The 26,175-nt window shown below is 37.4% G+C and carries 23 protein-coding genes; 18 read left to right on the forward strand and 5 right to left on the reverse strand.

The window, feature by feature from the left end; genetic code table 11:
• Window positions 1–78: 78 nt before the first annotated feature.
• The 4 genes from RTR43_RS23400 to RTR43_RS23415 all read right to left on the reverse strand — a co-directional run bounded on the left by RTR43_RS23400 (window position 79) and on the right by RTR43_RS23415 (window position 5,309).
• Window positions 79–357 carry a hypothetical protein gene (locus tag RTR43_RS23400; RefSeq protein WP_312475922.1) on the reverse strand — a complete coding sequence of 93 codons (279 nt, stop codon included), beginning with the start codon at window positions 355–357 and terminating at the stop codon, window positions 79–81.
• 10 nt (window positions 358–367) lie between these two features.
• Entirely contained in the window at window positions 368–1,648 is a 1,281-nt protein-coding gene (locus tag RTR43_RS23405) for an ArsB/NhaD family transporter (RefSeq protein WP_312475926.1), read from the reverse strand.
• A 329-nt stretch (window positions 1,649–1,977) separates the two neighbouring features.
• Window positions 1,978–3,087 (reverse strand): metallophosphoesterase, encoded by a 1,110-nt coding sequence (locus RTR43_RS23410; RefSeq protein ID WP_312475929.1) that lies wholly within the window; start codon window positions 3,085–3,087, stop codon window positions 1,978–1,980.
• Window positions 3,088–3,170: 83 nt separating this feature from the next.
• Window positions 3,171–5,309, reverse strand: coding sequence for a YhgE/Pip domain-containing protein (locus RTR43_RS23415; protein WP_312475932.1), 2,139 nt, complete (start codon window positions 5,307–5,309; stop codon window positions 3,171–3,173).
• Window positions 5,310–5,563: 254 nt separating this feature from the next.
• On the opposite strand from RTR43_RS23415, the gene RTR43_RS23420 reads away from it, so the two are divergent.
• The 6 genes from RTR43_RS23420 to RTR43_RS23445 all read left to right on the forward strand — a co-directional run bounded on the left by RTR43_RS23420 (window position 5,564) and on the right by RTR43_RS23445 (window position 9,370).
• Window positions 5,564–6,241 (forward strand): hypothetical protein, encoded by a 678-nt coding sequence (locus tag RTR43_RS23420; RefSeq protein ID WP_312475935.1) that lies wholly within the window; start codon window positions 5,564–5,566, stop codon window positions 6,239–6,241.
• A gap of 15 nt (window positions 6,242–6,256) precedes the next feature.
• Entirely contained in the window at window positions 6,257–6,487 is a 231-nt protein-coding gene (locus RTR43_RS23425) for a 4Fe-4S dicluster domain-containing protein (protein ID WP_248733987.1), read from the forward strand.
• A 19-nt stretch (window positions 6,488–6,506) separates the two neighbouring features.
• On the forward strand, window positions 6,507–7,571 hold the full coding sequence (locus tag RTR43_RS23430; RefSeq protein ID WP_312475939.1) for a 3-methyl-2-oxobutanoate dehydrogenase subunit VorB: 1,065 nt from the start codon (window positions 6,507–6,509) through the stop codon (window positions 7,569–7,571).
• On the forward strand, window positions 7,568–8,320 hold the full coding sequence (locus tag RTR43_RS23435; protein ID WP_312475940.1) for a thiamine pyrophosphate-dependent enzyme: 753 nt from the start codon (window positions 7,568–7,570) through the stop codon (window positions 8,318–8,320). Before RTR43_RS23430 ends, RTR43_RS23435 begins: the two co-directional genes overlap by 4 nt.
• Before the next feature lie 3 nt (window positions 8,321–8,323).
• Window positions 8,324–8,872 carry a 2-oxoacid:ferredoxin oxidoreductase subunit gamma family protein gene (locus RTR43_RS23440; protein WP_312475943.1) on the forward strand — a complete coding sequence of 183 codons (549 nt, stop codon included), beginning with the start codon at window positions 8,324–8,326 and terminating at the stop codon, window positions 8,870–8,872.
• 156 nt (window positions 8,873–9,028) lie between these two features.
• Window positions 9,029–9,370: a cupin domain-containing protein gene (locus RTR43_RS23445; protein WP_312475945.1), complete on the forward strand. Its 342-nt coding sequence runs from the start codon at window positions 9,029–9,031 to the stop codon at window positions 9,368–9,370.
• A 29-nt stretch (window positions 9,371–9,399) separates the two neighbouring features.
• Here RTR43_RS23445 and RTR43_RS23450 read toward each other — a convergent pair whose 3' ends face one another.
• A complete protein-coding gene (locus RTR43_RS23450; protein WP_312475948.1) occupies window positions 9,400–11,574 on the reverse strand; it encodes an MMPL family transporter in 2,175 nt (724 codons plus the stop codon).
• A 327-nt stretch (window positions 11,575–11,901) separates the two neighbouring features.
• Between RTR43_RS23450 and RTR43_RS23455 the strand changes: the two genes are divergently transcribed.
• The 12 genes from RTR43_RS23455 to RTR43_RS23510 all read left to right on the forward strand — a co-directional run bounded on the left by RTR43_RS23455 (window position 11,902) and on the right by RTR43_RS23510 (window position 25,662).
• Window positions 11,902–12,852, forward strand: a complete 951-nt coding sequence (locus RTR43_RS23455; protein ID WP_396954617.1) for a DNA-binding transcriptional repressor DeoR — start codon at window positions 11,902–11,904, stop codon at window positions 12,850–12,852.
• 160 nt (window positions 12,853–13,012) lie between these two features.
• Window positions 13,013–13,687, forward strand: a complete 675-nt coding sequence (gene deoC, locus RTR43_RS23460) for a deoxyribose-phosphate aldolase (protein ID WP_312475954.1) — start codon at window positions 13,013–13,015, stop codon at window positions 13,685–13,687.
• 24 nt (window positions 13,688–13,711) lie between these two features.
• Window positions 13,712–13,882, forward strand: a complete 171-nt coding sequence (locus RTR43_RS23465) for a XapX domain-containing protein (protein ID WP_312475958.1) — start codon at window positions 13,712–13,714, stop codon at window positions 13,880–13,882.
• 25 nt (window positions 13,883–13,907) lie between these two features.
• Window positions 13,908–14,306 (forward strand): cytidine deaminase, encoded by a 399-nt coding sequence (locus tag RTR43_RS23470; RefSeq protein WP_248733978.1) that lies wholly within the window; start codon window positions 13,908–13,910, stop codon window positions 14,304–14,306.
• Between the two features lie 132 nt (window positions 14,307–14,438).
• Window positions 14,439–14,951 (forward strand): DUF3189 family protein, encoded by a 513-nt coding sequence (locus tag RTR43_RS23475; RefSeq protein WP_312475964.1) that lies wholly within the window; start codon window positions 14,439–14,441, stop codon window positions 14,949–14,951.
• 21 nt (window positions 14,952–14,972) lie between these two features.
• Window positions 14,973–15,776, forward strand: a complete 804-nt coding sequence (proC, locus tag RTR43_RS23480; RefSeq protein ID WP_312475969.1) for a pyrroline-5-carboxylate reductase — start codon at window positions 14,973–14,975, stop codon at window positions 15,774–15,776.
• A gap of 250 nt (window positions 15,777–16,026) precedes the next feature.
• A complete protein-coding gene (locus RTR43_RS23485) occupies window positions 16,027–17,646 on the forward strand; it encodes a diguanylate cyclase (RefSeq protein WP_312475971.1) in 1,620 nt (539 codons plus the stop codon).
• 1 nt (window position 17,647) lies between these two features.
• Window positions 17,648–18,685 carry a HEAT repeat domain-containing protein gene (locus tag RTR43_RS23490; protein WP_312475974.1) on the forward strand — a complete coding sequence of 346 codons (1,038 nt, stop codon included), beginning with the start codon at window positions 17,648–17,650 and terminating at the stop codon, window positions 18,683–18,685.
• 3 nt (window positions 18,686–18,688) lie between these two features.
• The gene (locus RTR43_RS23495; RefSeq protein WP_312475976.1) at window positions 18,689–20,101 is read left to right on the forward strand and encodes a glycosyltransferase family 2 protein; all 1,413 of its coding nucleotides are present in this window, start codon (window positions 18,689–18,691) and stop codon (window positions 20,099–20,101) included.
• Entirely contained in the window at window positions 20,098–23,349 is a 3,252-nt protein-coding gene (locus tag RTR43_RS23500) for a hypothetical protein (RefSeq protein WP_312475980.1), read from the forward strand. Before RTR43_RS23495 ends, RTR43_RS23500 begins: the two co-directional genes overlap by 4 nt.
• The gene (locus tag RTR43_RS23505; RefSeq protein ID WP_312475984.1) at window positions 23,346–23,714 is read left to right on the forward strand and encodes a response regulator transcription factor; all 369 of its coding nucleotides are present in this window, start codon (window positions 23,346–23,348) and stop codon (window positions 23,712–23,714) included. The genes RTR43_RS23500 and RTR43_RS23505 overlap by 4 nt, the downstream gene beginning before the upstream one ends.
• A complete protein-coding gene (locus RTR43_RS23510) occupies window positions 23,704–25,662 on the forward strand; it encodes an ATP-binding response regulator (RefSeq protein WP_312475987.1) in 1,959 nt (652 codons plus the stop codon). The genes RTR43_RS23505 and RTR43_RS23510 overlap by 11 nt, the downstream gene beginning before the upstream one ends.
• Window positions 25,663–26,175: the final 513 nt, after the last annotated feature.

Below are 26,175 nucleotides of genomic sequence, written 5' to 3' on the forward strand. Positions count from 1 at the left end.
AGCATCGCACGAAGAAAAAGCGTTAGCTTTTTCGAGGAGTCCATACGCCGCTAAACGGGCGCTTCCGCCTTTTGTTCTTTAGACCCAAATTAGTTCTTTTACTAATTGTTGCCTAAATAATTGGATGATAAATTCATTATAATAGTCTTTTCTAACGATTACTTGATATCTGTTATTAGGATGGATGTAATAATGGATATCTGTTAAGACCCTATTTTCTTCAAAAAATTCTCGAACTTTTACGATTTTTTTCTTTAGTTTACTATCATGCAAGGTAATCAAGAATTCGATATCATCCCCGTTAACGAATTCTTTCAGTTCGAGAAGCTTTTCATCATATTTATACTCTACGTTCATTATTCTCCTCCTAAACTAAATATCTTAAGTAAATATAGACTGTACAGATTATGATCGATAGGATCATTAATGGAAAGGCGATTAATAAGAATTTTCCGAAAATAATCGAATGCCCTTCCTTCGCTGCAAGCCCAGCAACAATCACATTGGCACTGGCCCCAATTAATGTTCCGTTACCGCCAAGGCAAGCACCGAGTGATAAACTCCACCACAGCGGTTCTAAATTATGAATTCCAAGTTCCCCCATGTCTTTAATCATTGGGATCATGGTTGCCACAAATGGAATATTGTCAATAAATGCAGATGCAATAGCACTTACCCATAGAATTAAAATCGAGGTAGATGTTAGATCTCCTCCGGTAAGGTGAACAGAGTAATCTGCTAACAATGAAATGACCCCTGTTTCAATCAAGCCTGAGACGAGAACGAATAGTCCGATAAAGAAGAAGATGGTGGTCCATTCTACCTTTAAAAAAGCTTTATCCAAATATTTTTCTCCTGTTAATAGAAGTAACAGAAAAGCACCTGTTAACGCTACTGTTGCTGACTCAATATGAAGCAATTGATGCAGGAAGAAGCCTAAAATAGTGACTGTAAGAGCGATTAACGACTTCATTAATAGGGTCTTGTCAGTAATTTCCTCTTTTTCGTCTAAATCCATGAGATTTGCCTTTAATTCGGAAGATGTTCGAAGCTGTTTCCGATAAATGAAAGCTAATATTGCGATATTAACAAATAGAATAAAAAATGAAATGGCTGTAAGATTGTTGATAAACGCCATAAAGGTAAGCTCTTTCACGGCGCTGCCTAGCATAATATTCGGCGGGTCACCGATGAGTGTAGAAGTTCCGCCAATATTTGAAGCAATAACCTCTGTAATTAAAAAAGGGATAGGATTTACTCGTAACTGTCTTGTGATACTGAAGGTTACAGGAACCATTAACAGGACTGTGGTGACATTATCTAAAAATGCCGAACCAAGGGCAGTAATAATCGCCAGAACCACCAATATTTTTAATGGATCGCCTTTTACTTTCTTTGCAGCCCAGATGGCAATGTATTTGAACAAACCTGTCTCGGCGGTTATCGCAACAATAATCATCATTCCTGTCAACAATCCGAGAGTATTAAAATCAATATGTTGGAGTGCCTCTTCTTGACCGACAATCCCTAATAAAACCATCATGATTCCGCCGGCCATCGCAATGATGGTGCGGTGGATCTTTTCTGTAACGATAAAAGCATAAGTAATAAGAAATACACCTATTGCAATGATAGCTTGTGTTGACATTTACCGACCTCTTCTCCCAAATATTTATCCCGCATTAACGGGCAGTAAGACCCCCACTTAAAAAGACTTTGCGGGAACGAAAAAGGATTAGTGGGGGATCAACTGCCCGAAAAAGCCCGATTGGTTCAACTAACAATCAGTGGGGATCGAAAAATCCCCCACAGATCGAAGTTTCACCTTATATGGTGATTGTAAAAAAAAGACAAAAGGAGTCCGTATTGACAGACTCCACCATAATTCACCATATTTATTATCTACTTTATTTTATAAAAGGATTCTTGAGATGTAAAGTAAAAAAGTTTCAGAAAATTCCACTAAAGTTTTCTCGTTTAAAGCCCTATTTTTCTGATAAAATCAACTGTTTCTTCATGCTCTGGTTTCACTAATTTAAATAAACGTTTATCTTTTTTCACCAGGGGTTTGCCGTTTTCATCGGCAATAGGTCTTGTCAAAGATGTTCCCTTAACTACCTTCCACTTTCCTGAAGAATATTCAAGCCGAAGATCAATAATTCCGAGACGATTCCCAAAGGCACCTGCCATGACAACAGGTTTTCCATTGATTTCTCCTGTATCTAAATTTGTATTTGGTAGTTTTTCATAAACAGGTCCAGGAAAAACACTGTGTGAATGCCCGGCCAGTATGGCATCAATTCCAGGGATTTGAGTTAAATAATAGACAGCATTTTCGGTGTCGGGGTTATAGGGTTCATTGCTGATACCAGTGTGGGCAAGGGCAATGATGATATCGGCTCCTTCAGCTTTCATGGCCGGTACAAATTCCTTTGCCGCATCGACGATTGGTTTGGCAAAGACCTTCCCTTCAAGATTGGCCCGGTCCCAGCTCATTATTTGTGTAGGCATGAAACCTATTACGCCAACCTTTAGTTCATGATGGGCGCCACTTAGGTCAACCACTTTTCTTTTCAAAATGACATAGGGCATAAAGTATGGTTTGTTTTTTTTTACAGAATAAACATTGGCATTGATTACAGGCATGTTCGCACCCTTCAAAGCGACATTTAAGAATTTTAGCCCGTAGTTAAATTCGTGATTACCGATGGCGATGGCATCATAGGCTAAATAATTAAAAGCACGATAAACCGGATGAACTTTTCCTTTATGCATTCCTCGAATTCTTGCTAAATACTCTCCGAGAGGATTCCCTTTTAAATGGTCACCGACATCAAATAATAAGGAATTCTTAGTTTCCTTCCTTGCTTGATGGATCAGTGTGGCTGTTTTGACTAGGCCAACCCGGTGATCTGTCTGTGTCTGATAATAATCATAATTAACTAAATCTGCATGCAGGTCTGTCGTTTCGAGAATTCGTAAATCAACTATTCCTTGAGTCTTCTCTTCGGCATTTGAAAAAAAAGGGAACGAATGCCAATAAAGAATAAGTGTAAGTAGTAAGAAAAAAATCCTTGTTCTTGGCACTAAGCTAACCTCCTAGATGATCTATCTTGTAAGGTAATGGTAGTATTCGTTTTTTTGATAAGAAGTATGTGATTGAAGCTGGTTTAGTGGATAAGTCTGCTTTCTTGTGTTTTCCTTTTTAGACCGCCGCCATATTTTTCAATGGGTCCCTTAAAGACAAGGCCAAATAGTAAGGTGATGAAGGCAATAAAAAGAAAAACAGTCAGGTCTCTTTTGGCAACATCCCATTGAATTCCTCCGGTCGCTTCTCTCATGAGACTAATGGCATAGGTAAACGGTAGATAGGGATTGAGCTTTTGAAAAAAGGTTGGCATGACTTGGATGGGAAAGGTTCCTCCTGCCCCGGAGATTTGCAAAACAAGGAAAACAATTGCCAGACCTTTACCGACATTACCGAAAATCGAAACTAACGTATAGGTAATTAACATAAATAAAGCACTAATGAGTAATGCGAATAGGATAAACCATAGTTTTGCAGCAACATATGTCTTTAGCAGATAGATATCACCTAATGTGACGATAATGGATTGACCTAAGGAAATCGTTAAAAAGATTAAAAATCTTCCTAAATAAAGATGATTCGGATGATAGTTTTTGGGCAATTCCTTTAATTCGACAGAAATTAAGGAGATTAACAGCATTGCGCCGACCCATAATGCTAATGTAGTAAAAAAGGGCGACATGGCGGAGCCGTAATTAGGAATTGGAAAAAGTCGTTTTTCTTTGACAAGGACGGGCTCAGCAAAAAAATCACTTTCTTTTTGTACATCGTTTCGTAACAAATCAATAATCCCACGAATATCTTCTGATTTTTCAAATTCGTGAATTTGGTTGGCAATGGCACTGATATTTTGTTTTACGGCAGGGAAGTCCTTTTTAATCAAAGCGATGTCTCTTAGCCCAATCGTGATTCCTTTAGTGGCATCGTTCAAAATTTTCTTTACTTGTGGCAGCGTCTCATCTGCTTTGGTAAACACTTCGTTGGCTTTTGTTGGTATTTTTTTCACTGTATCGCTTAATTGTTGAATTTTCGGAGTAATTTGTCCATCGAATCTATTTAATATTTGCTCAAGGGAAGTGGTAATGTCTTTTGAAATTTGATTGGTACTTTCCAATAATGCCTGTGATGGTGTTTCCAGTGCGAGAATTGTTTTTAAATTTTTCAATAGCCTTTCAGCAGCGTTCTTTTGTTCGTTTAATGCTGCAAGCTCCTCAGTCAAGATGGCACTGTTTCCTAAGCCATTTAGTTTTTCAAATAGATTGATTAACAGGGTTTCTATCTTTATCAAGGTATTTAAACGGAAGATTGCATCGTCTAGTGCCTTTTTTTTATCTTCGGCACTTGCTGTTGTTGATAATAGAACTCCGGTAATTTGCTCGACAACTCCTGCTGTTTGCTGTAGATAGATTAAATTTTGTTTAACGGTTGGAGCCAGGTTCGAAATTGTATCTTTGTTGCTTTCAAGAAACGTAGTGATTTTTTCGGAAAGTTCGCGGCTTCGATTAATAATGCCTTCTACTTCCGAAATATTGTTTTGTAAATCCGCGACGATTTTTTGAGCTTGGACAGCATCCGTGTTTGCAGTATTAATAATAGTTTCAGCTTCAATTAGGTGGTCATTCAGCCAAAATATCATTGTTTTCAGCTTTTCAATATCTGGTAGGTTTCTTTGGAGCTCGATTCCTAGCTGATTAAAAATATCAAAAATAACCCCATTTGCAGTTTTAATGAAATTCTTACTTATCTCATCTTTTATTCCTGTTGCTCCTGTTGCGGTTATTTTCGGAGCAATTGCATTTATTTTTTCATTCACTACGTAAATAAGCTCTGGCTTTTCGGGATTATCACTGAGAATAGTCGCGATTTTTGCTGAGAAATCTTTGGGTACGGTTATGCTTGCAAAATATTTACCGCGCTCCACTCCTTTGTTCGCTTCATCCGTATCAACAAATCTCCAGCCAAGCGATTTATTGTCTTTTAGTGAATGAATAATTTCTCTTCCGATATTAATCTTTTTTCCTTTCATGATTGTACCGACATCATCATTGGAAACGGCGATTTGAATCCCATTTGTATTTCCGTATGGATCCCAAGAGGCTTTAATATTAAACCAAGCGTAAAGAGATGGGAGTACCATTAATGCAATAATTATCACCATTGCAGCCCAGTTCCTTGTAATGCTCAGTAGATCATCCCGATAAATTTGTAAAACTTTCCTCATATGTATAACCACCTAATAATTCTTGTTTTATGATGTTATTATCTGCCTGATTTTCTACTTGATACTTGATAGATTTAAGTTGCATGGAACTTCTTTTTTCGCTTTTTGAATTATTACAATCCAGTGAAGTGTGACTTTGGTCAAAGCGCTATTATTTTTGATATTTTATAATCGGATAAAGGGATATTCGTAATTTTTCAGAAGTTTTCATTGGAAACGCTTACATAAAACAACGGAAGGAGCGACAAAGGCAGTTGAATTCATTTAGTAAAATTACGATTTTGTCTGGTCACTTTGGAAGTGGGAAAACAGAGATTGCGATAAATTTAGCATTGTCAGAAAGACAGAAATTCGAAAAAACAGCGATAAATGATTTAGATATTATAAATCCTTATTATCGCTCAAGAGATGTAGCCAATATCTTTCAACAACATGATGTTGAATTACTTGCTCCGAAGAATCGGCTTGCTGCTGCCGATCTTCCCATCGTGTCCGGTGAAATTTATCGTGTGCTACACGATCCTAGGTACCGGTTAATCGTCGATGCTGGTGGCGATAAAGACGGGGCAACTGCATTGGGACAATATTATCACGAATGGAAGGATTTAAACCCGGAATTACTGTTTGTCCTAAATGGGAATCGCCCGTATGTCAGTTCAGTTGATGGGGCCCGATATACGGTTGAACAGATTGAAAAGGCCTCTCGCTTAAAGATAACGGGAATTATTAATAATTCAAATATAGGCGCTGAAACAACGATGAATGATATTCAAAGAGGCTATCAGTTAAGCAGTCGTTTAGCTGATGAGCTGGATATTCCTTTTTTATACACAACAATATCGGCCCATTTAACAAAAGAAGCTGAAGACTTTGCGAAAAATAATCAAGTCGTATTTATCAAACGGTATATGAAATTACCTTGGGAAAGTTAAAGGAGTTGCATCCACATGGAGAAAAAAGTCGTTTTTAATGAGGACACTTGTAAATCCTGCGGACTTTGTGTTCAAGTATGTCCGACAAATGTTATTTTTCTGGCAGATTATTTAAACGGAAAAGGGTACCGGCCGGCATCCGTTGTTGACCAGGAAAACTGTATTAGCTGTGCCAAGTGTGCACAAATATGCCCAGATGCTGTAATCGCTGTCTATCGACCGGTTAAAATCTTGCAAACTGTGTGATTGGAAGGGAGTTTTTTGTATGGGGAAAGTGTTAATGAAAGGAAATGAAGTGATTGCAGAGGCGGCGGTACATGCAGGCTGTAAATACTTTTTCGGCTATCCAATTACGCCGCAAAGTGAGCTTGTAGCCTATATGGCAAGAAGGCTGCCAGAAGTAGGTGGATTGTTTTTGCAAGCTGAGAGTGAAATTGCCGCAATAAATATGGTCTATGGTGCTGCGAGTACCGGTGTTAGGGTCATGACCTCTTCTTCAAGCCCAGGCTTTAGTTTAAAGCAGGAGGGAATATCCTATCTAGTCGGTTCTGAGCTTCCTGCTGTTATTTGTAATATCGTACGCGGCGGGCCAGGATTAGGAAATATTCAACCGGCACAATCAGATTATTTTCAAGTTACAAAGGGCGGAGGCCACGGGGATTACAATATCCCTGTTTTAGCGCCAGCCAGCCTACAGGAAATCGTTGAATTGACCCAGGATGCTTTTGATATTGCCGACCGTTATCGGACACCGGTGATTTTGATGGGCGATGGTATGCTTGGGCAAATGATGGAGCCTGTTGAGTTTGGCGAACGTTCTGATACGGAGCAGTGTAAGAAAGAATGGGCGACAACAGGCACGCGCGGTGATGGGGGTCCGAAAATTATTACTTCTCTTGAACTTGATGCCGAGAGTCTTGAGTGGCGAAATAGGAATCTTCAGCAAAAATTCGCTCGTATAAAGGAAAATGAAGTTCGCTATGAAACCTATCATATTGATGATGCCGAATATATTATGGTTGCCTTCGGTACGACAGCAAGGATTACAATGAATGCGATAAACAAGGCAAGGCAAGATGGAGTCAAGGTTGGCTTAATTAGGCCAATTTCACTTTGGCCTTTCCCTGAAAAGCCGTTTATTGAAACAAGGGAACAGGTAAAAGCATATGTTTCTGTTGAAATGAGTGCCGGTCAAATGATTGAAGATGTTAGACTTGCTGTAAGTGGCCATGCTCCAGTGGATTTCTATGGTCGAACCGGTGGTGTTGTCCCTACCCAAGAAGAAATTTACGATAAGATTATCACCGTTGCTGGAGGTGTAACTATATGACGATGAAGCCAGTTTTTAAAAAAACAACCGGGTTGACTGACAAGCCAACACACTACTGCCCTGGCTGTACCCATGGAGTTATTCACCGCCTTGTTGGTGAAGTGTTAGAAGAAATGGATATTTTAGAAGATACTGTTGGAGTAGCCTCTGTGGGCTGTTCAGTATTATCGTATGAATATTTTAATTGTGACATGACGCAGGCAGCACATGGAAGAGCACCTGCAGTGGCGACAGGGGTGAAACGGGTACTGCCAAATCGCTTTGTTTTTACTTATCAAGGCGACGGCGACCTGGCTTCCATTGGCATTAGTGAAGTGATTCACGCTGCGGCTAGAGGTGAAAATATTACAGTTATTTTCGTCAATAATGCCATTTATGGAATGACCGGCGGACAAATGGCACCGACCACGTTAATTGGTCAAAAAACGGCGACAACCCCTTTTGGGCGTGATGTAAGCATTCAAGGTTTGCCTATTAAAGTCTGTGAAATGATGGCAACACTGGATGGAGCCGCCTATATTGAACGGGTTTCGACACATGATGTACCACATATTCAGAAGACAAAGAAGGCTATCAGAAAAGCATTTGAAACGCAGAAAAAGGGTTTAGGCTTTTCAATGGTCGAGATATTATCCACCTGCCCGACAAACTGGGGTCTTGATCCAGCTGAATCGCTGGAGTGGGTGAAGGATAATATGGTCCCAGTGTATCCTCTTGGTGTTTACAAAAACAAAGAGGGAGGGAAATAATCGATGTTAGAAGAGATTATCATTGCTGGTTTTGGTGGACAGGGAGTCATGTCGATGGGGCAACTCATTGCCTATGCAGGGATGCTTGAAGGGAAAGGTGTTTCCTGGCTACCATCATATGGACCTGAACAACGTGGTGGAACAGCGAATTGTGCTGTTGTGGTGAGTGATGAACCAGTCGGGTCACCGCTTGTAACAAGACCATCAACTGCCATTGTTTTAAATAATCCCTCCTTTGACAAGTTCGAACCGCGTGTCCGTCCTGGAGGGCTGTTAATTGTTAACTCATCCTTAGTAGTAAGGGCTTCTGAGCGAAAGGATATTAAGATTATTGATATAGCGGCAACTGACATGGCCAATGATCTTGGGAATTCTCGAATTGCGAATATGATTTTATTGGGTGCATTTCTGGAGCTAACGAAAATTGTGACAACTGATTCAATTGTTGAATCGTTAAAGAAAGTTCTTTCAGCAAATAAGCATCATTTGATTGAGGTGAACAAACAAGCATTGCAAAAAGGGGCTTCGCTTGTCGGTATAGAAATATCCTAAAAGAAAAGTCAGCCGGTTTACCGGCTGGCTTTTCTTTGGAAATGTAATTTCATTGATTTAATTTGCGACATATATAGATAAAGTGATGAGGCTCACTTAATTGAAAATGATTATCAATTATTATGGAGGAGAAGGATAATCAAGGAGGAAGATATTATGGAAAAGAATTCAATTAAAGCCTTTATGGAATATAGTGAAGAGAGATTCACAAAAAGGATTATTTATAAAAAAGGTGAAACGACAGCATTTGTATTGAACTTCTTACCAGGACAGGAACTTCCCACCCACAAACATCAGGGGACAGAGGTTTATCTTTATGTCGTGACAGGTAGCGGCACTATTATTATTAATGGTACTGATACAGAAGCATCGGAAGCGGATTTAATTCATGTGAGCAGTGATGAGGAAATGGCGTTTAAAAATAGCGGCAGCGAACCTGTCAGCCTATATGTGGTGTTAAGCAAAATTCCAAGTGAACAATATGCAAAAAATATTTAAACAAAAAAAACGGAAACAGCCAGTTGAAATCAAGCTGGCTGTTTTCGTGAACTAGGCTGTTTTTTATTTTTATATCCAAAGAACCACCAGTTCCAGTCACCTAATAACTTCATCAAGGCTGGAACAAGAACCATCCTAACGATTGTGGCATCTATAAAAATCGCTGTAGCAATCCCGACACCTAATTGTTTAATGGGCATTACACCAGTAAAGGCAAAGGCACCGGTAACAACAATCATGATGGCAGCCGCAGAGGTAATAATTTTACTCGTATAGGTTAAGCCGGCTATCGTTGCCGAGCTGTTATCACCTGTTTTTAAGTAAAACTCTTGAATTCTGGAAATAAGAAAGACCTCGTAATCCATCGAAAGTCCGAACACGAGTGTAAAAACAAACACGGGTAAAATTAATCCAATATTTACTGGTGTAATACCTAAATGTCCTTCCTGGAAAACCCAAACGACAATTCCGAACGTACAGCCTAAGCTTAATATGTTCATCAAAATGGCCTTTACGGGAATGAGCACAGAGCGGAAGGCAGCCATAAGAATAATCAGAGTTGAAATAATGATTAAAAGTAATCCATAGGGGGCCTTATTAATAATTTCTGTAAAAATTTCCTGTTCAAATTTAATCGGTCCACCAAATGATGCTTTAGTGCCTAACTCTTTATTAGCCCATGTGCTTACCCATTGTCTGGCCTTTGCAGAGTGCTCCCCAGTTTTTAAATACACTTCCAAAAGCATTTTATTATCTCTTACAAAGTAGTCCACTACAGGAGCTAATTTTGTTTTATCTCCGTAGGTGAGCAGTTGAAAAAGCTGTTCTTCATCCTTAACCCCAGTTGCCGAAAAAGGGGAGTTAACCGAATGAACAAGCGGATCATTTTCCATTTGATTGATGACCTTGGTCACTTTTATTAGATTGTTTTTTCCTAAGATTTTTCCTTTGGTTTCAAGAATAACCGTTACCTTTTTCTCATCACGTTTATCTTTCGCAATAAAATGTTCTTTAAAAGTTTCTAAAGCCACCCTAGACGGGTATTTTGGTGGAAGTGAATCTGTGCCTGGTATCGCTAAAGTCATTTGGCTAACCGGCATGAGTCCCACCAACAAAATAGCTAATGCAGCAATAGCCATTATAACAGGGCGTCGCATTACAAACTTAGCAAACTTGTGCCAAATGCTCATTTTCGTGTTAGAGATTCGTAACACACTTAATTTATTGACTTTTTTTCCTAATAACGCAAGCAAGGCAGGGAGGAAGGTTAAAGCGCATAATGCAGAAATAAGCACAACCGTCATGCCGCCAAGGGCAACATTTTGGAAAATATCAATTTGGATAAACCAAAGACCTGATAGCCCGATAAACACACAAAGCCCGGAAAAGATAATCGACCTGCCTGCTGTGGCAATCGTTATTTCAATGGCTTCTTGAATAGATTTAGTTTGTAATTCTTCTTTATATCGATTGATAAATAGCAAGGCAAAATCAATGCTTAAGGCAAGGCCAATCATTGGAACAATATTTAAAATAAAGATGGTTAAATCAGTACCATAACTAAAAAAGTAAACAGTTCCCATGGTGATTAGGATGGAAATAACACCGATAACTAATGGAAGCGAGGCGGCAACAAGACTTCCAAACGCAAGGATGAGGACCATTAGGGCAATCGGCAGACCAATCATTTCTGCTTTTGCTAAATCTTCCTGGCTTGCTACATTTAGGTCTTGAACAATAATGGGTTCCCCTGTCATAGTGACCTTTAGGTCATTTTTATTTTTTAGTAAGTCCTTTAATTCAGCAATTTCCGGACCAAGGCTTTCGGCCTTTTTATTAAAAGTTAGGAGCGCATAGGCATAACGATCTTTGAACATTCCATCCTGTTCGAAAGGTGAAATAATCCTTTCTGCTGCATCAAATTTCGTTAATTTTTCCATGGTATCCTGAATAAATCTGTTAAAATTCTCGTCACTGACGGTTTTTTCTTTTTCGAAAACAAGGATAATCGATGATTTGGAATGCCCAAATTCTTTTTCAAGTATTTTCCTTGTTTCATTATATTCCCCTTTATATTCAAAGCCATTCCCGCTTAAAACTGAAGGTAATTTTAATGCAAAAAAACCAAACAAAAAAATGGCCAAAACCCAAAACACCAGGACCCACTTGCGATTTCGATATATGTATCCTCCTAATTTCTGCATAGCATCTCCCCCTTTCAGAATAGGATTTCCTTATTATAGTATACAGAAGAAATGAAGGATAACAGATGACTTTTTCGTGTCTATTCTAGCTGTGATGCCATTCTTTATGTGGTATGTAAATTTTCCCCCTAAATCAACGTAGAAATTCATCGAGTCTGGAAACGGACAGAATTACTCGGACAGGATAAAAAATTTATTTTTGTGACGCTCGGCCTCTTTTCTACAGAAAGAGATAATATGTTCAATTAGGATTTTACAAATGTAAAGAAACTATGGATTCATTCCTAATTTTTGTTACAATAAAGAAAATATCTAAGATTTAAGGTGATGCGTGTGGATCGAGAAAAATTAGCAAAGGTTATCGAAGCAGCCAAATTATATTATTTATTGGATTATAACCAAAACGAAATTGCCAAGCTTCTAGGGGTTTCACGACCGACTGTATCACGATTATTGCAGCAGGCGAAGAGTGACGGCATCGTCCAGATTAATATAATGGACCCTACTGAGAACGTAGAAAATTTAGCAGAAAGGTTAGAAAAAAAATTCAATATAAAAAAAGCAGTAGTAGCCTCCATTCCTCAATACGAAAACCATATTATAAAAAATTACCTTGGGGAAAAGGCAGCCATGTTTCTTGATGAAATTGTTAAGGATGAGGACATAATCGGTGTTACATGGGGAACGACTCTTTATCATATTGCTATCGAACTAAAGCAGAAATATGTAAAAAACGTGAAAGTTGTTCAATTAAAAGGCGGCGTAAGCCATGCCGAAACAAACACATACGCATCTGAAATATTGTATCTTTTCGGGAAGGCTTATAATACAACCCCCCATAATCTACCGTTACCTGCGATTGTTGACCACGTTGTCGTTAAACAGGCGATGGAGGCAGACCGACATATTCGAAAAATATTAGAGCTCGGTAATCAGGCAAATATTGCTTTGTTTACAATTGGTTCGATTAAAAAGGACTCTCTATTATTTCAGTTAGGCTATTTTACGGAAAGCGACTTGGACTCTCTTTATGGTAGGGCAGTCGGCGATATTTGCTCGCGTTTCTTTGATAGAAAAGGGGAAATATGTAACGAAAGCTTGGATGAAAGAACGCTTGGCGTTAACCTTGGGGATCTTCGGAAGAAGGAATATTCTATACTGGTTGCTGGCGGACCACATAAAATTGAAGGAATATACGGTGCCTTACAAGGTAAATACGCAAATGTGTTGATTACAGACCAATATACCGCTCAATTTTTGCTTGATAAAAAAGATTAAAATAGCATATCGCTACTATTTTAATCTAAAAGTCATAAAATGTTTTACATTTGTTCATAAATATCTTTACAAATGTTCAAGTTTTTTGTTATAGTTACATTGTGATAAATAACTATGATTCTTGTATATAAATTTTTATTCGAATGGAGACGATATTAATATGACAAAAAATGTTGTCAGAATGATTGATCATACATTATTAAAAGCAGATGCGACTCGAGCAGAAATCGTTAAAATAGTAGAGGAAGCAAAAGAGTATTCCTTTGCCTCTGTATGTGTTAATCCAACTTGGGTAAAGACGGCAGCTGAAATGCTTGCTGATACACCTGAAGTGAAGGTTTGTACAGTAATTGGCTTCCCTTTAGGAGCAACTACACCAGAAACGAAAGCATTTGAAACAAAAAATGCGATTGAAAATGGTGCAAATGAAATCGATATGGTGATTAACATTGCAGCCCTTAAGGATAAAGAGGATGATTTGGTTGAAAGAGACATCCGTGCCGTTGTGGATGCAGCAAAAGGTAGAGCTTTAGTCAAGGTTATCATTGAAACATGTCTATTAACGAATGAAGAAAAAGTAAGAGCATGTGAGCTTTCTGTAAAAGCGGGGACTGATTTTGTAAAGACTTCTACTGGTTTTTCAACTGGTGGAGCAACAGTCGAAGATATTCGCTTAATGCGCCAAACAGTCGGACCTGAAATTGGTGTGAAGGCTTCTGGTGGTGTCCGTAGTGGTGAAGATGCGTTGGCATTGGTGGAAGCAGGAGCAACACGAATCGGTGCAAGTTCTGGTGTTTCCATTGCTAAAGGTGAGCTTTCTAATAGTAATTATTAATAATTTAAATGTGAGGTTATCTTGATGAAAGAAGTAATAATGGCATTATTTGCTGGATTAATTGTTGGTATGCTGTTTAAATTTTTAAAACTGCCATTGCCTGCACCACCAGTATTTTCAGCAGTAGTCGGTGTTTTCGGTGTGTATTTAGGCGGCGTTGTTCTTGACTGGATTATGAAGTTGGTTCAGCATTAATATTCTCTGGCGGAGTGTGAATAGGATGGAAGAAAAAGTGCTTATTCAAGAAGCGAATAAAGCAAGAGAGTTTGCATATGTTCCATATTCAAAATTTAAAGTTGGTGCAGCTCTAGTATCGAAAGAAGGTCAGGTTTTTCATGGCTGTAACATTGAAAATGCTTCTTATGGTATGACTAACTGTGCAGAGCGTACTGCTTTGTTTAAAGCCTACTCAGAGGGTGTAACCCAATTTGATTCACTTGTTGTGGTTGCGGATACAGATGGACCAGTTTCTCCATGCGGGGCTTGCCGTCAGGTGATTTCTGAGCTGTGTGATGCAGAAATGGAAGTGGTTCTTACGAATTTAAAAGGTGATATTCAAAGAATCCAAGTAAAAGATCTTCTTCCGGGTGCGTTTTCATCTAAAGATTTAACCAAATAAACTATGAACAAAAGAGAAGCTAATCGTGATGATTAGCTTCTCTTTTTACATTAACAATCATGGATCGTCTCTAGAATGGAAGTAAGTGAATAAGAACATAATATACATAAATATTTAAGAAGGGATGATACCATGATTTATATTTATAATGATTATGGTGGAACACATACCACTTCGTTAGCAGCGGCTTATCATTTGAATCGCTTACCTCAATCTGAACGGGAACTTACGGCTGAAGAAATATTAAATGTAAAAGAATTTAATAAATTAACGAAAGAAGATTTTGGGAAAATTATTTTTCATGGGGTTGATGAGGATGGCCACTCAGTATATACTATTGGACGGAAAAGAAATAAATATGTGGTCCCAGCATTAAAAGAAATGAGTTTATTATTGCAGGAAAAGTTTAGATTTGATGAAAAAATAGTCTTTTCTAACACATCGCCAACTGTTCCCTTTTCCATGTCAATGGGGGGCTTTTTTTCCAGAGGATTAAAAATTGATTTTATCGGAGTACCTTTATTAGTCAAAGGTGCCAAACAATGCTGTGATAATATTTATCGCTTAGTTGAAAACACGAAAGAAGTAGGGAAAACTTCTTTCGCAGAAAATGTCATCATATTAGAAAATAAAATGTATAAGTAAGAAGATAAGGTGCTGTGGTAGATGAATAAAAAAATTGGCTTTATCGGAGCAGGGAAAATGGCTCAAGCAATGATAGAAGGAATCGTGAAATCAAAACTAATACCAAAAGAAAATATTATCGCAAGTGCCCGGACAGAAAAAACGCTTGAAAAAATAAAACACAAATATAGTATTGTCACCTCTTTACAAAATAAAGACGTGGCCAGGGCTGCCGACATCCTTATTCTAGCAGTGAAACCCGATCTTCATGAATCCGTCATTGAAGAAATTAAAAGCGAAATTAAACAAAAGGCAATCATTGTCACGATTGCAGCTGGAATTACCTTGAAGGATATTGAACGGGCCTTTGGCTCAAAAATAAGAGCAGTTCGGACGATGCCCAACACCCCTTCCCTAGTTGGAGAAGGAATGAGTGCTATTTGTGCTAATGACTATCTGAGTGAAGAAGAAATGATAGAAGTAGAACATCTGTTTAACACCTTTGGGCAAACGGAACGCCTCGAAGAAAAACTGATGGATGCAGTGCCAGCCATTAGTGGTTCTTCTCCCGCCTATGTGTATATGTTAATTGAAGCAATGGCTGATGGGGGAGTACGGCAGGGAATACCAAGGAATAAGGCTTACAGGCTAGCTGCTCAGGCAGTTCTTGGAGCTGCAAAAATGGTTCTCGAGACTGGGTTACACCCCGGGGAACTGAAAGATGATGTTTGTACGCCAGGTGGTGCAACCATTGAAGCGGTTGAAACACTTGAGAAAGAGCACTTTCGCGGTTCTGTAATGGCAGCAATGGAGAGCTGTTCGAATAAGGCAAAAAAATTAAATTAATGGACAAATTTGGGGATCTAAAAAATGGATCCTTTTTTTATTTTATCAATAATACAAAAAATTCGACAGAAAAATTCTTTTTTAGACATAATTCAATATATTTTATCATATTGTGCGTTGTATCCTTTGTCTATTAATAATACACTTTAGATAATAACTAGTACCAATAGTAGAGAAAAAGTATGAAAAATAATTGGACATAGTATTAGAAAAAATTTCTAATATGTTTAAATCGGGGTGTAAATCGTTAATGGAATTAAATAAATATAAAAATCTGTTGTTTCAAAAAATAAAAAAACAAATTTCGGTCTGGTTTGAAGCAAAAAATCATTTGCAGATCGCTAATTCTGAGGTCTTTCTATTTCTACACTCTATCCATGGGAGTTCAGGAACACTACAACTGGAAGATATTCATCAGCTTTCTGGAAAACTTATGAATCAAATTGAAAAATTAAATCACAAACATTGGGAGCAAGATGAACTAAGAAATTTTCTTGATGGTTTAATTAGTCTTTCCTATGAAAATGAATATTTTGTCGTAGTCGAGAAAAACAAAGAGCTTCGTCACGGTGAAAATGTCCCACTTATTCAAATTATCGATGATGATGTTTCGATGCTTATTCTCCTTAAGGATGCATTGGAAGAAAAAGGGTGGATGGTTGTAGCAAATACATCGCCTGAAAAGGCTATTTCTCAATACTTTGATCTGAATCCCGATTGTGTAATTATTGATATAAATTTACCAAACATCAATGGATTTCAGGTTTTAGATGATTTACAACAGCATAATAACAAGCAATTTGTCCCGAAAATTATGATCAGTATCCTAAATGATCGAAAAACAAGAATCAATGCCTATAAAATAGGTGCAGATGATTATATTGAAAAACCAATTGATTTAGAAGAATTAACGGTTCGAATTGAACGTCTTCTAAATAGAAAGAAATTATTTGATCAATCAGTTCTACTCGATGAGTTAACCCAGCTTTACAATCGGAAATTCTTAATGGATGTATTTAAGCGGAACTTAAAGGAGTTAAAATGGAATGAACAAATATTTAGTATCGCTATTTTAGATCTCGACCATTTTAAGCAAATTAATGATACGTTTGGCCATTTAACAGGTGATAAAGTTCTTTTTACGTTTGCAAACTTTTTAAAAGAAAATATTAGAAGCTCCGACACAGCTTTTAGGTATGGCGGCGAAGAATTTGTTATCTTGTTTGAGAATACAAGTCAGACAGAAGCAGTTGAGATTATTTCAAGATTGCTTAAAGAGTTTTCTGTAATCCAATTCGAAAAGAACAAGAAAAGCTTTACTGTCACTTTTTCTACCGGAGTGGTTACCATTCATCAATCAGAAACAACAATGGAGGCTGCGATAAAAGCTGCGGATCAAGCTCTTTATAAAGCAAAAGAAAACGGCAGAGCACGAGTTGAAACCATGGACAAACCGTCGTTAGAAATTACGAAAAAACCGTTATTCGTGTCTATTATTGATGATGATGTGATCATAAGGACAATGCTCATGAGAATACTCAAAATGATGGATTTCGATCATTTTGAGTTAAACCTTGAGGCATTTGAGGATGGAATACAATTTTTTAATTCACCGCGCTTAGAGGAAGTTGGAGAACATTTTTTAATTCTTGATGGTGTAATGCCAGTAATGGACGGTATCGAGATTCTACAAAAGGTGAAGAAGAATAAAAACGGCAGGAATATTCGTGTTCTTATGCTCACCGGAAGAAAAAGCGAGTCTGATATTGAGAGGGCATTAAAGCTTGGAGCGGACGATTATGTGACAAAACCGTTCAGTATTAAGGAACTGCAAGCGAGAATTCATCGGTTAATCAAAAGGATGAAATAAGATGCTAAATAATGAACTATTTATCCTTTCAGCCCTAACTATTTCTATTTTAAGTATTTTAGTTATGTTATTGGTTTACCTAACATTTCGAAAAACAATTGAAAATAAGAATAGGCAAACGATCGAGAATTACAAGAAGAAATATAATCCCCTCATTTTTATGATAATTAATGAAGGTAGCTATTCACGAAAACTGACTCCAGAAACAGCTCTTCAAAAAAAAGCAATTGAAGAGCTGCTAACTCAATATACAAAGATCTTAGAAGGTGAAGATGAAAAGCAACGTTTAACAGAATTAGCTGGAATGTATTTAACAGAATATTATCAAAAGCGGCTTAACAGCAAGAAATGGAGTACTCGTATGAATACTCTTTATCATATTGAGGATTTCAATTTGAATCAATTTTCAAATGATGTATACATGTTAACAAAAAAGAAACAGCTTTCTCATCAAGAACTTCTTCATATATTAAGAATACTCGCTTTATTCCAATATGAACCAATAGTTGAATTAATAACAAAACACTATCGATATTTATCTGAATTCGAGTATCGGTATATTTTGATTCGCTTATCCAAACAAAACTTTGATCAGTTTGTTCTTAATTTCCATAAATCGGGGTTTGAATTACAAAAAGCAATTCTCAATGTCATTTCAATAAAAAGAGAACTAGGATATCTAGCATTTTTAGAAAATGTTTTTTCAAGTTATTCAGGAGAAGTTAGGTTGAGAGCTTTAAAGGCATTAGCTGATATTGGTTTTGTGAAAGATAGTAGTCCGTATTTGGAATTTCTCTATTCAGAGAAATGGGAGGAAAGAATGATCGCGGCAAAGTTAATAGGTTCATTAATGGAAGAAAAAGGAATCCCGAGATTAATTGAACTATTGCATGACCCTACGTGGTGGGTCCGTTCGCAGGCGGGGCAGGCAATTTGTCAATTTGCGAATGGGTATGATATTTTACGTTCGGTGTTGGAAACATCCAAGGATGCTTTCGCAAAAGATATGGCCTGGGAATGGCTTCATAAAGGGGTATAAACTATGCCGATTATTCATTGGGGAGACATTGTCACGGCTTTTGCCTGGTTTATAGCCGTATATATGGTGATCATCATCCTTTTCTACTCAGTCATTATGATAATTTCTTGTTTTCAGCTTCGAAAGGAGTACAAGCTCGAAAAGATTCATACCTATGAGGATTACTTGGATGATATCTATACAAAACCTATTTCGATTATCGTTCCTGCCTATAATGAAGAAGCAGGGATTATCCAAAGCGTCCGCTCATTATTAAGTGTTAATTATCCTACATATGAAGTAATTGTCGTGAATGATGGTTCAACCGACAGCACGATGGAAAAAATGATTAATCACTATGATATGAAGGAAATTAAAAGAGTTGTTAGAAAACAAATTAACACGAAAATGGTAGGAAAGATCTATCAATCTGCCATTCTTTCAAACCTATTTCTTATCGACAAAGAGAACGGTGGGAAAGCAGATGCTCTTAATGTCGGTCTAAATTTTTCGCATTATCCATACTTTTGCTCACTTGATGGTGATTCTGTACTTGAACAGGATGCTTTTTTAAAAGTAATGAAGCCAATTATAGAATCCAATGAAGAAGTCATTGCCTCTGGAGGCAGCATACGAATAGCAAATGGCTGCCAAATTCAAAATGGTCATATTCTAAAAATAGGCTTATCCGATAAGCCTTTAGTTGCCATGCAAATCATCGAATATTTACGCGCTTTTTTGATGGGGAGAATGGGTTTGAGCAAGCACAACCTGCTGCTAATTATTTCAGGTGCATTTGGCGTTTTTTCTAAGCATTGGGTGATTGAAGCAGGAGGTTATCGAACCGATACGGTCGGGGAAGATATGGAATTAGTAGTGAGAATTCACCGGTTACTAAAGGAAAAGAATCTAAAGAAAAAAATCGTATATGTTCCTGACCCTGTATGTTGGACAGAGGTTCCAGAGGATATCACTTTTCTACGCAGACAGAGGCGTCGTTGGCATCGAGGACTTTTTGAGAGTTTGTGGATTCATAGAAAACTAACCTTTAATCCTAAATATGGATCAATTGGTCTTATATCATTCCCTTATTTTTGGATCGTAGAGTTTTTTGGACCAATTATTGAATTCTCTGGTTATATTTTTATGATTTTATGCCTGTTGCTTGGTGGAATCTACATTGAATATGCCATTTTTTTATTTCTTCTTTCATGTTTGTACGGATCGATTTTTTCAATGTCTGCAGTGCTATTAGAAGAGTGGAGCCTAACGAAGTATCCAAAGGTCTCACATATTATCAAGCTATTCTTATATTCCTTAACAGAAACCATTTGGTACCGGCCAATGACTGTTTTTTGGCGTTGTGAGGGAATCTGGCAGATGATAAAAGGGGACAAAAGCTGGGGAGAAATGAAGAGAAAGGGTGTGTCGGAATGAAGAAACCCGTTTACTTATTCATCTATACAGTTCTTGTTATTATTTTTTTTACAAGTCCTTTTTGGTTGTGGGGGATTCAGCCAACTAAAAAATTAAACATGTTAATTTTGGATAAAACGGTACCAAATCAATCCTATAGGGAACATAAAGGTTTAGTGTGGGTGTTAAATAATGGGAAATATTTCAAAGATGGCAAACAACCTTACTCTAACATTTTCGATTATAAAGGGTTTAAACCGGAAAAAGGACAGAAATATACGATTACTCCATTACCTAAGAACCTCAATCAATATGATGTCTTTTATTTGACCGATCAATACGGGGTATATCAGAATGATTTTTATCGACAAAACCTTTCGGGTTCCAAATCTTCCAAGATATATGGAGGGTTAAAATCCAGTGAAGTGAATCAAATTGAAAATGAGCTGTTGCAATCAAGTGGAAAAACATTAATAGCAGAATTTAATACATTTGCAAGTCCTACTTCAGAAGAGGTCAAGGATAAAATCTCCAACCTATTAAATGTGGAGTGGTCAGGATGGATTGGCCGTTATTTTTCAAATCTCAACAATACAGAAGTACCGAAATGGATTAAGGATAATTATGAGAAGGAGAACAAGAAGTGGACCTTTTCTGGAGCAGGATTGGTATTTGTCAGTAAAAATAATTATATTGTTGTCATTAGTGGTAAGGATGTTACAGATAAGGGGCTACTGTTTCGTTTAACGGGAAATGGAAAAAAACACTTTACCCAAGATATTAAGGGTACTTACCAATATTGGTTTGATATCGTTGATGCTAGAAACCATAATGAAATCATGGCTTCTTATCGCTTACCAATTTCTAAGAACGCGGAGAAGCAGCTTGAAAAATACGGTATCCCAACGAATTTTCCTGCTGTGATCTATCATCAAAATGCGAAGTTTTCCTCCTATTATTTTTCAGGGGATTATGCAGATGAAGCAGAGGTTCCTGAAATATATCAAACAAAAGGGATTGATACTTGGAAAAGGAATCTAGGCACTAATGAGTCATTTTACTGGGAAGTATATGTGCCGATGATGAAAGATATTTTAAGAAAAGGCTTACGTCATACTGATCATCAAGAAAAAGTGGAATTGGTTCAAAAAGATGGGATCAAAACAAACAGTAAAGCAGGTAACACTTATATTCAAATTCAACAGAATGGCAAATGGACAGATTTCCTCATTAAAGGAGTCAATATGGGGATTGGCAAACCAGGTTATTTTCCTGGTGAGACTGCGATTACAAAAGAGGAATACCTTCGCTGGTTTAAAGAAATTGGTGCAATGAATGCTAATGCTATCAGAGTGTATACTCTTCATCCACCACAGTTTTACGAAGCCTTTTATGAATATAACCAAATGGCTAAAAAGCCTTTATACCTATTTCATGGTACTTGGGTAAATGAAGAGAATCTAATTCGGACTCAAGATGCTTTTGCCAAAGAGAATGTCGAGGATGCACAAACTGAAATTAAAAACATGATAGACATCATTCATGGTAAAGCTAACCTGCCGATTCGTCCTGGACATGCCTCAGGTAAATATCAATATGATATTTCAAAGTATGTGCTTGGTATGATTATTGGGACTGAGTGGGACCCGTCCATGGTGACGAATACAAATTTAATTCATACAGATATCGGGCAATTTAATGGACAATATTTCAAGACCATAGGTGCCAATGCATTTGAAGTTTGGCTAACACGCCTAATGAATTATGCAGCAGAATATGAAACAAAGCAATACAACTGGCAGCACTCCATGAGTTTTACCAACTGGGTAACAACAGATTTGTTGGAACATCCTGCTGAACCGTTGAAGAATGAAGATATGGTAACGGTGGATCCGAATCATATAAAAGCATCTGAACTTTTCTCTGCAGGGCTATTTGCTTCCTATCACATTTATCCTTATTATCCTGATTTTCTTAACTACGAGCAAAAATATCTTAATTATGTCGATTCATATGGAAAAAAGAATAATTATGCAGGTTATTTGCATGATTTGCTTGCAGCTCATCAAATGCCAGTGTTAGTTGCCGAATTTGGTGTTCCATCATCAAGGGGATTAACACACAAAAACCCATATGGAATGAATCAAGGATTTCATTCGGAGCTAGAACAAGGTGAGATTGACAGACATTTATACCAATCGATTGTCTCAGAAGGTTATGCAGGCGGGATGGTTTTTACCTGGCAGGATGAGTGGTTTAAACGCACTTGGAATACAATGGATTTTGATAACCCGGACCGCAGACCCTATTGGAATAACCAGCAAACAAATGAGCAACACTTTGGATTATTAGGTTTTGAACCTGGTAAGAACGATACTGAAATTATTATTGATGGTGTGTCAAATGATTGGGATCTTGCAGGTGTAAAAAAGAGTTATCAGTCTGCAGATAAAAATGATTCATTAAAAGAGGTTCGTATTTCGTCAAATAGTGGATATGTTTATTTCCTTCTTAAATATAATCGCCCTGTTGATTTCGAAAATCAAGGGACCTATTTATTACTTGATACAATTGATGAACAGGGTCAAACTAATATTTCATTAACTGATAAAATTAAGGTTAGAGCGGACAATGGCATTGATTTTTTAATCAAGCTAACGGGTAAAAGAGATTCAAAAATAATGGTTGACAGTTATTATGATACGTTCTATTACCAATATGCAAAACTATTAAAAATGATTAAGGAAGAGCCAGATGACAGTAAAAAGGATAATGGGGTATTCCATCCAATACGATTAGCGCTAAACAAAGAATTGGTCATTCCGACAACTAAGACTATCATACCTTTCCAAAGTTATGAAACAGGATTGTTGCGGTTTGGAAATGCCAATCCAAAAAGTAAAGATTTTGATTCCTTAACTGATATTAGTATGAGTAGTGATAAAAAAGTTATCGAAGGTCGAATTCCATGGCAGTTATTGAATTTTAAGGATCCCAGCCTTAAAGAAGTGATGGGTGATATTTGGAGAGATGGATTATCAGGTAGTAAAGAAACGAATGGAATTAGAGTGGCTGTTGTGACAACAGAAAAGGGAAAAGTTCAACAGACATTTCCTAAGGTTGTAAATGGCCAGCTTCAGCAAAAGGAAACATTTTTGTATAGCTGGAATAAATGGGATATGCCTGTGTTTTATGAACGGTTAAAGAAATCCTACGAAATTATGGGAGAAACGTTTCGGACGACTGAAATTGAGGATGGTAAAAAATGAAAAAAATACTCTTAGCTGAAGATGAAGAAATTTTAAGAATGTTGATTGTAGATACGTTTGAAGAAAAAGATTATTTAATAGATGAAGCTGAAGATGGTCAAGAAGCGTTAAATTATATCGAAAAAAATGATTATGATTTAATTATTTTAGATTATATGATGCCCATTTTTACAGGTCTTGAAGTGATTCAAAAAGTAAAGTGTCAGGAGGAAAAGAAAAATACGAAGATTTTAATGTTGTCAGCCAAAAGTCAGCAATCTGAACAAGAAAAGGTGTTAAAAGCAGGAGCTGGATATTTTATGTCAAAGCCCTTTAGCCCTATTCAGCTTTTGGAAAAAGTTGAGGAAATACTAAATGAAAAATAACTCTGTTATGAAAAAGAGTTTAGCACGAAGGTTTGTTACTTTAATGGGGATATTTCTTATTTGCTTTATTATTGGTGCTGTTATCTTACTTGTAACATTAAATATCGTAAATGATTCCTATATCACAAAACGGGATGAGCTTCGAGTTAAACAGCATATAGCAGAAGAAATCAATAATGGTTTCAATCAAGGTATAATAAACGCAAGAGGATATATAGCATTTGGAAATACTTCATTACGGGATAACGCTCTTGCTCAGGAACCTAAAATCAAAGGGCTAGAGAAAAAATTTGAAAACCACTCAACTTCAAAGGAAGATGATCAATTATTATACAAGATTAATTCATTTCGAATTTATTATTTTGTTGAAACCTTTCCCAAAAATATTGCAGACTATGAATCAGGTCGTAAGCAAGAGGTAATCAATAAAGCAAATAACCAAACAACAGCCAAGGTTATTCAATTTCAAAATTCGATGGAAGAATATTTGCAAGATTTAGATCAAATTTTAGAAACTCATTATCAAAAACTACGAAAAATACAAACTTATATTCAGGTTGGCTTTGTTTTGTTTATATTGTTCATTCTTTTGTTGCTACTAGCTATTATTCGAGTCATGATCCGGCAGATTGGACAGCCATTATCTCAGTTTGCCAATGCGGCAAATGAAATCGCAACCGGAAATGATGCGTTCATCCAAGTCAGTGTTGAACGAGATGATGAAATCGGTGCTTTGTCCGCAGCCTTTCAAAAAATGGTCGAAAAAGTGAAGGAAAAAGAACAGACGTTACGAGCACGAAACGAAGAATTAAATTCCCTAGTACAAATGAAATCAGAACTAGTCAGTATTGTTAGCCATGAATTGCGTACACCTTTGGCCAGCATTCTTGGATTTACGGAGCTAATGCTACATCGTGAGTTAAAACCGGAAAGAAGAGAGAAATACTTAACCACTATTCTAAATGAGGCAAAGCGACTCACGGCACTTATCAACGATTTTCTTGATATACAAAAGATGGAGTCAGGGAAACAATCATATGAGAAAAAGTATATTGAATTAATGCCGATCCTGGAAAAAGTTATCGAAGGACAGCAAGTGAATACCAATCATCATGAGATGTTACTTGAATCATTGATAACCAATCCAATCATTCTAGGAGATAAATCAAAGCTAGAACAAGTATTTACAAATTTAATTAACAATGCTATAAAATATTCGCCAGATGGTGGAAAAGTAAGAATTGAAGTTTCGCAAACTGCTAATCAATTGAAAGTCGCAATCATTGATTACGGCTTGGGAATTCCTAAGGATTCAATCAATAAATTGTTTACCAAATTTTATCGAATTGATAACTCAGACAGAAGGAAAATTGGCGGAACTGGATTGGGCCTTGCGATTGTCCAAGAAATCGTGAAGGCACACGATGGGAAAATTACTGTTCAATCAGAATATGGAAACGGCAGTGCCTTTACAACGATTTTCCCTGCGGTAGAAGTTAATCAGGATGTTGGTGATAATGTGGAAGCAAAGGAACATGCCTCCGGTTTCAAAATTTTAGTGGTGGAAGATGATCAAAGCCTTACTGAGCTCATCAGCCAGGAATTATGGGATAGCGGTTTTTCTGTCATTTGTTATAAGAATGGTATAGATACGATGAATTATTTGGAGAAAGAATCTCCTGATGCAATTGTTCTTGATATTTTGCTTGAGGATGAAAACTACGATGGCTGGCGGATCATGAAGGAGATTAAGGGCAAAGAAAAACTCAAAAATATACCGATTATCGTTTCGACAGCCTTGGATGAGAAGGAAAAGGGTTTAGCCTTAGGGGCAATGGAGTATCTAGTTAAACCCTATAAACCCAGTCATTTATCAAAGGCAATTATGCAGACTCTCCTTAAGATAGGAAAAGTGGGACAAATATTAATACCGGAAAAAAATGAGTAGGGTATTCATGTTCTTTTTTTTCGAATGACATTAAATATGAAAAGCGCGGACCGCAAGGGTACCTTGCGCTAGATGGTTGGTAAAGAAAAAATATTTATACTTGGTTTAACCATTAATAATGGATTGGCCCTGCTAACTGGCCTGTTGATTTCCGCTCCAGGCACTCGCTTTCCGCGGGGAGGTCCGGGAGCCCGTCTAGCTGCAGCGCCTAGCCCCTCGAGGTCGCTTCGGTCCTGCCGCTGAAGTCAAAGAACGACTTCAACGTCAGGCCCTCCAGCGCTTGTCGGGGCTGGACAAGGCGCTTCCGCTTTTCCTTCTCCTCGGCTCCTTTGGAGCCTGCGGGGTCTCCCGTGACCTCTCTATCCCGCAGGAGTCGAGTGCCCTCCGCTCCAATCAACAGGGTGGCAAATCAACCTAATGAATTGCAACACACTTTTTCTAACCTGGCTAAGTGTGTTGCAATCTTTTTTATATTTTGGCAGGCTGCTGTAAGGAGAGCCTGTTCACTTGCAT

It is taken from the genome of Neobacillus sp., from assembly GCF_031988165.1.
Lineage (GTDB): Bacteria > Bacillota > Bacilli > Bacillales > Cytobacillaceae > Neobacillus > Neobacillus rhizosphaerae.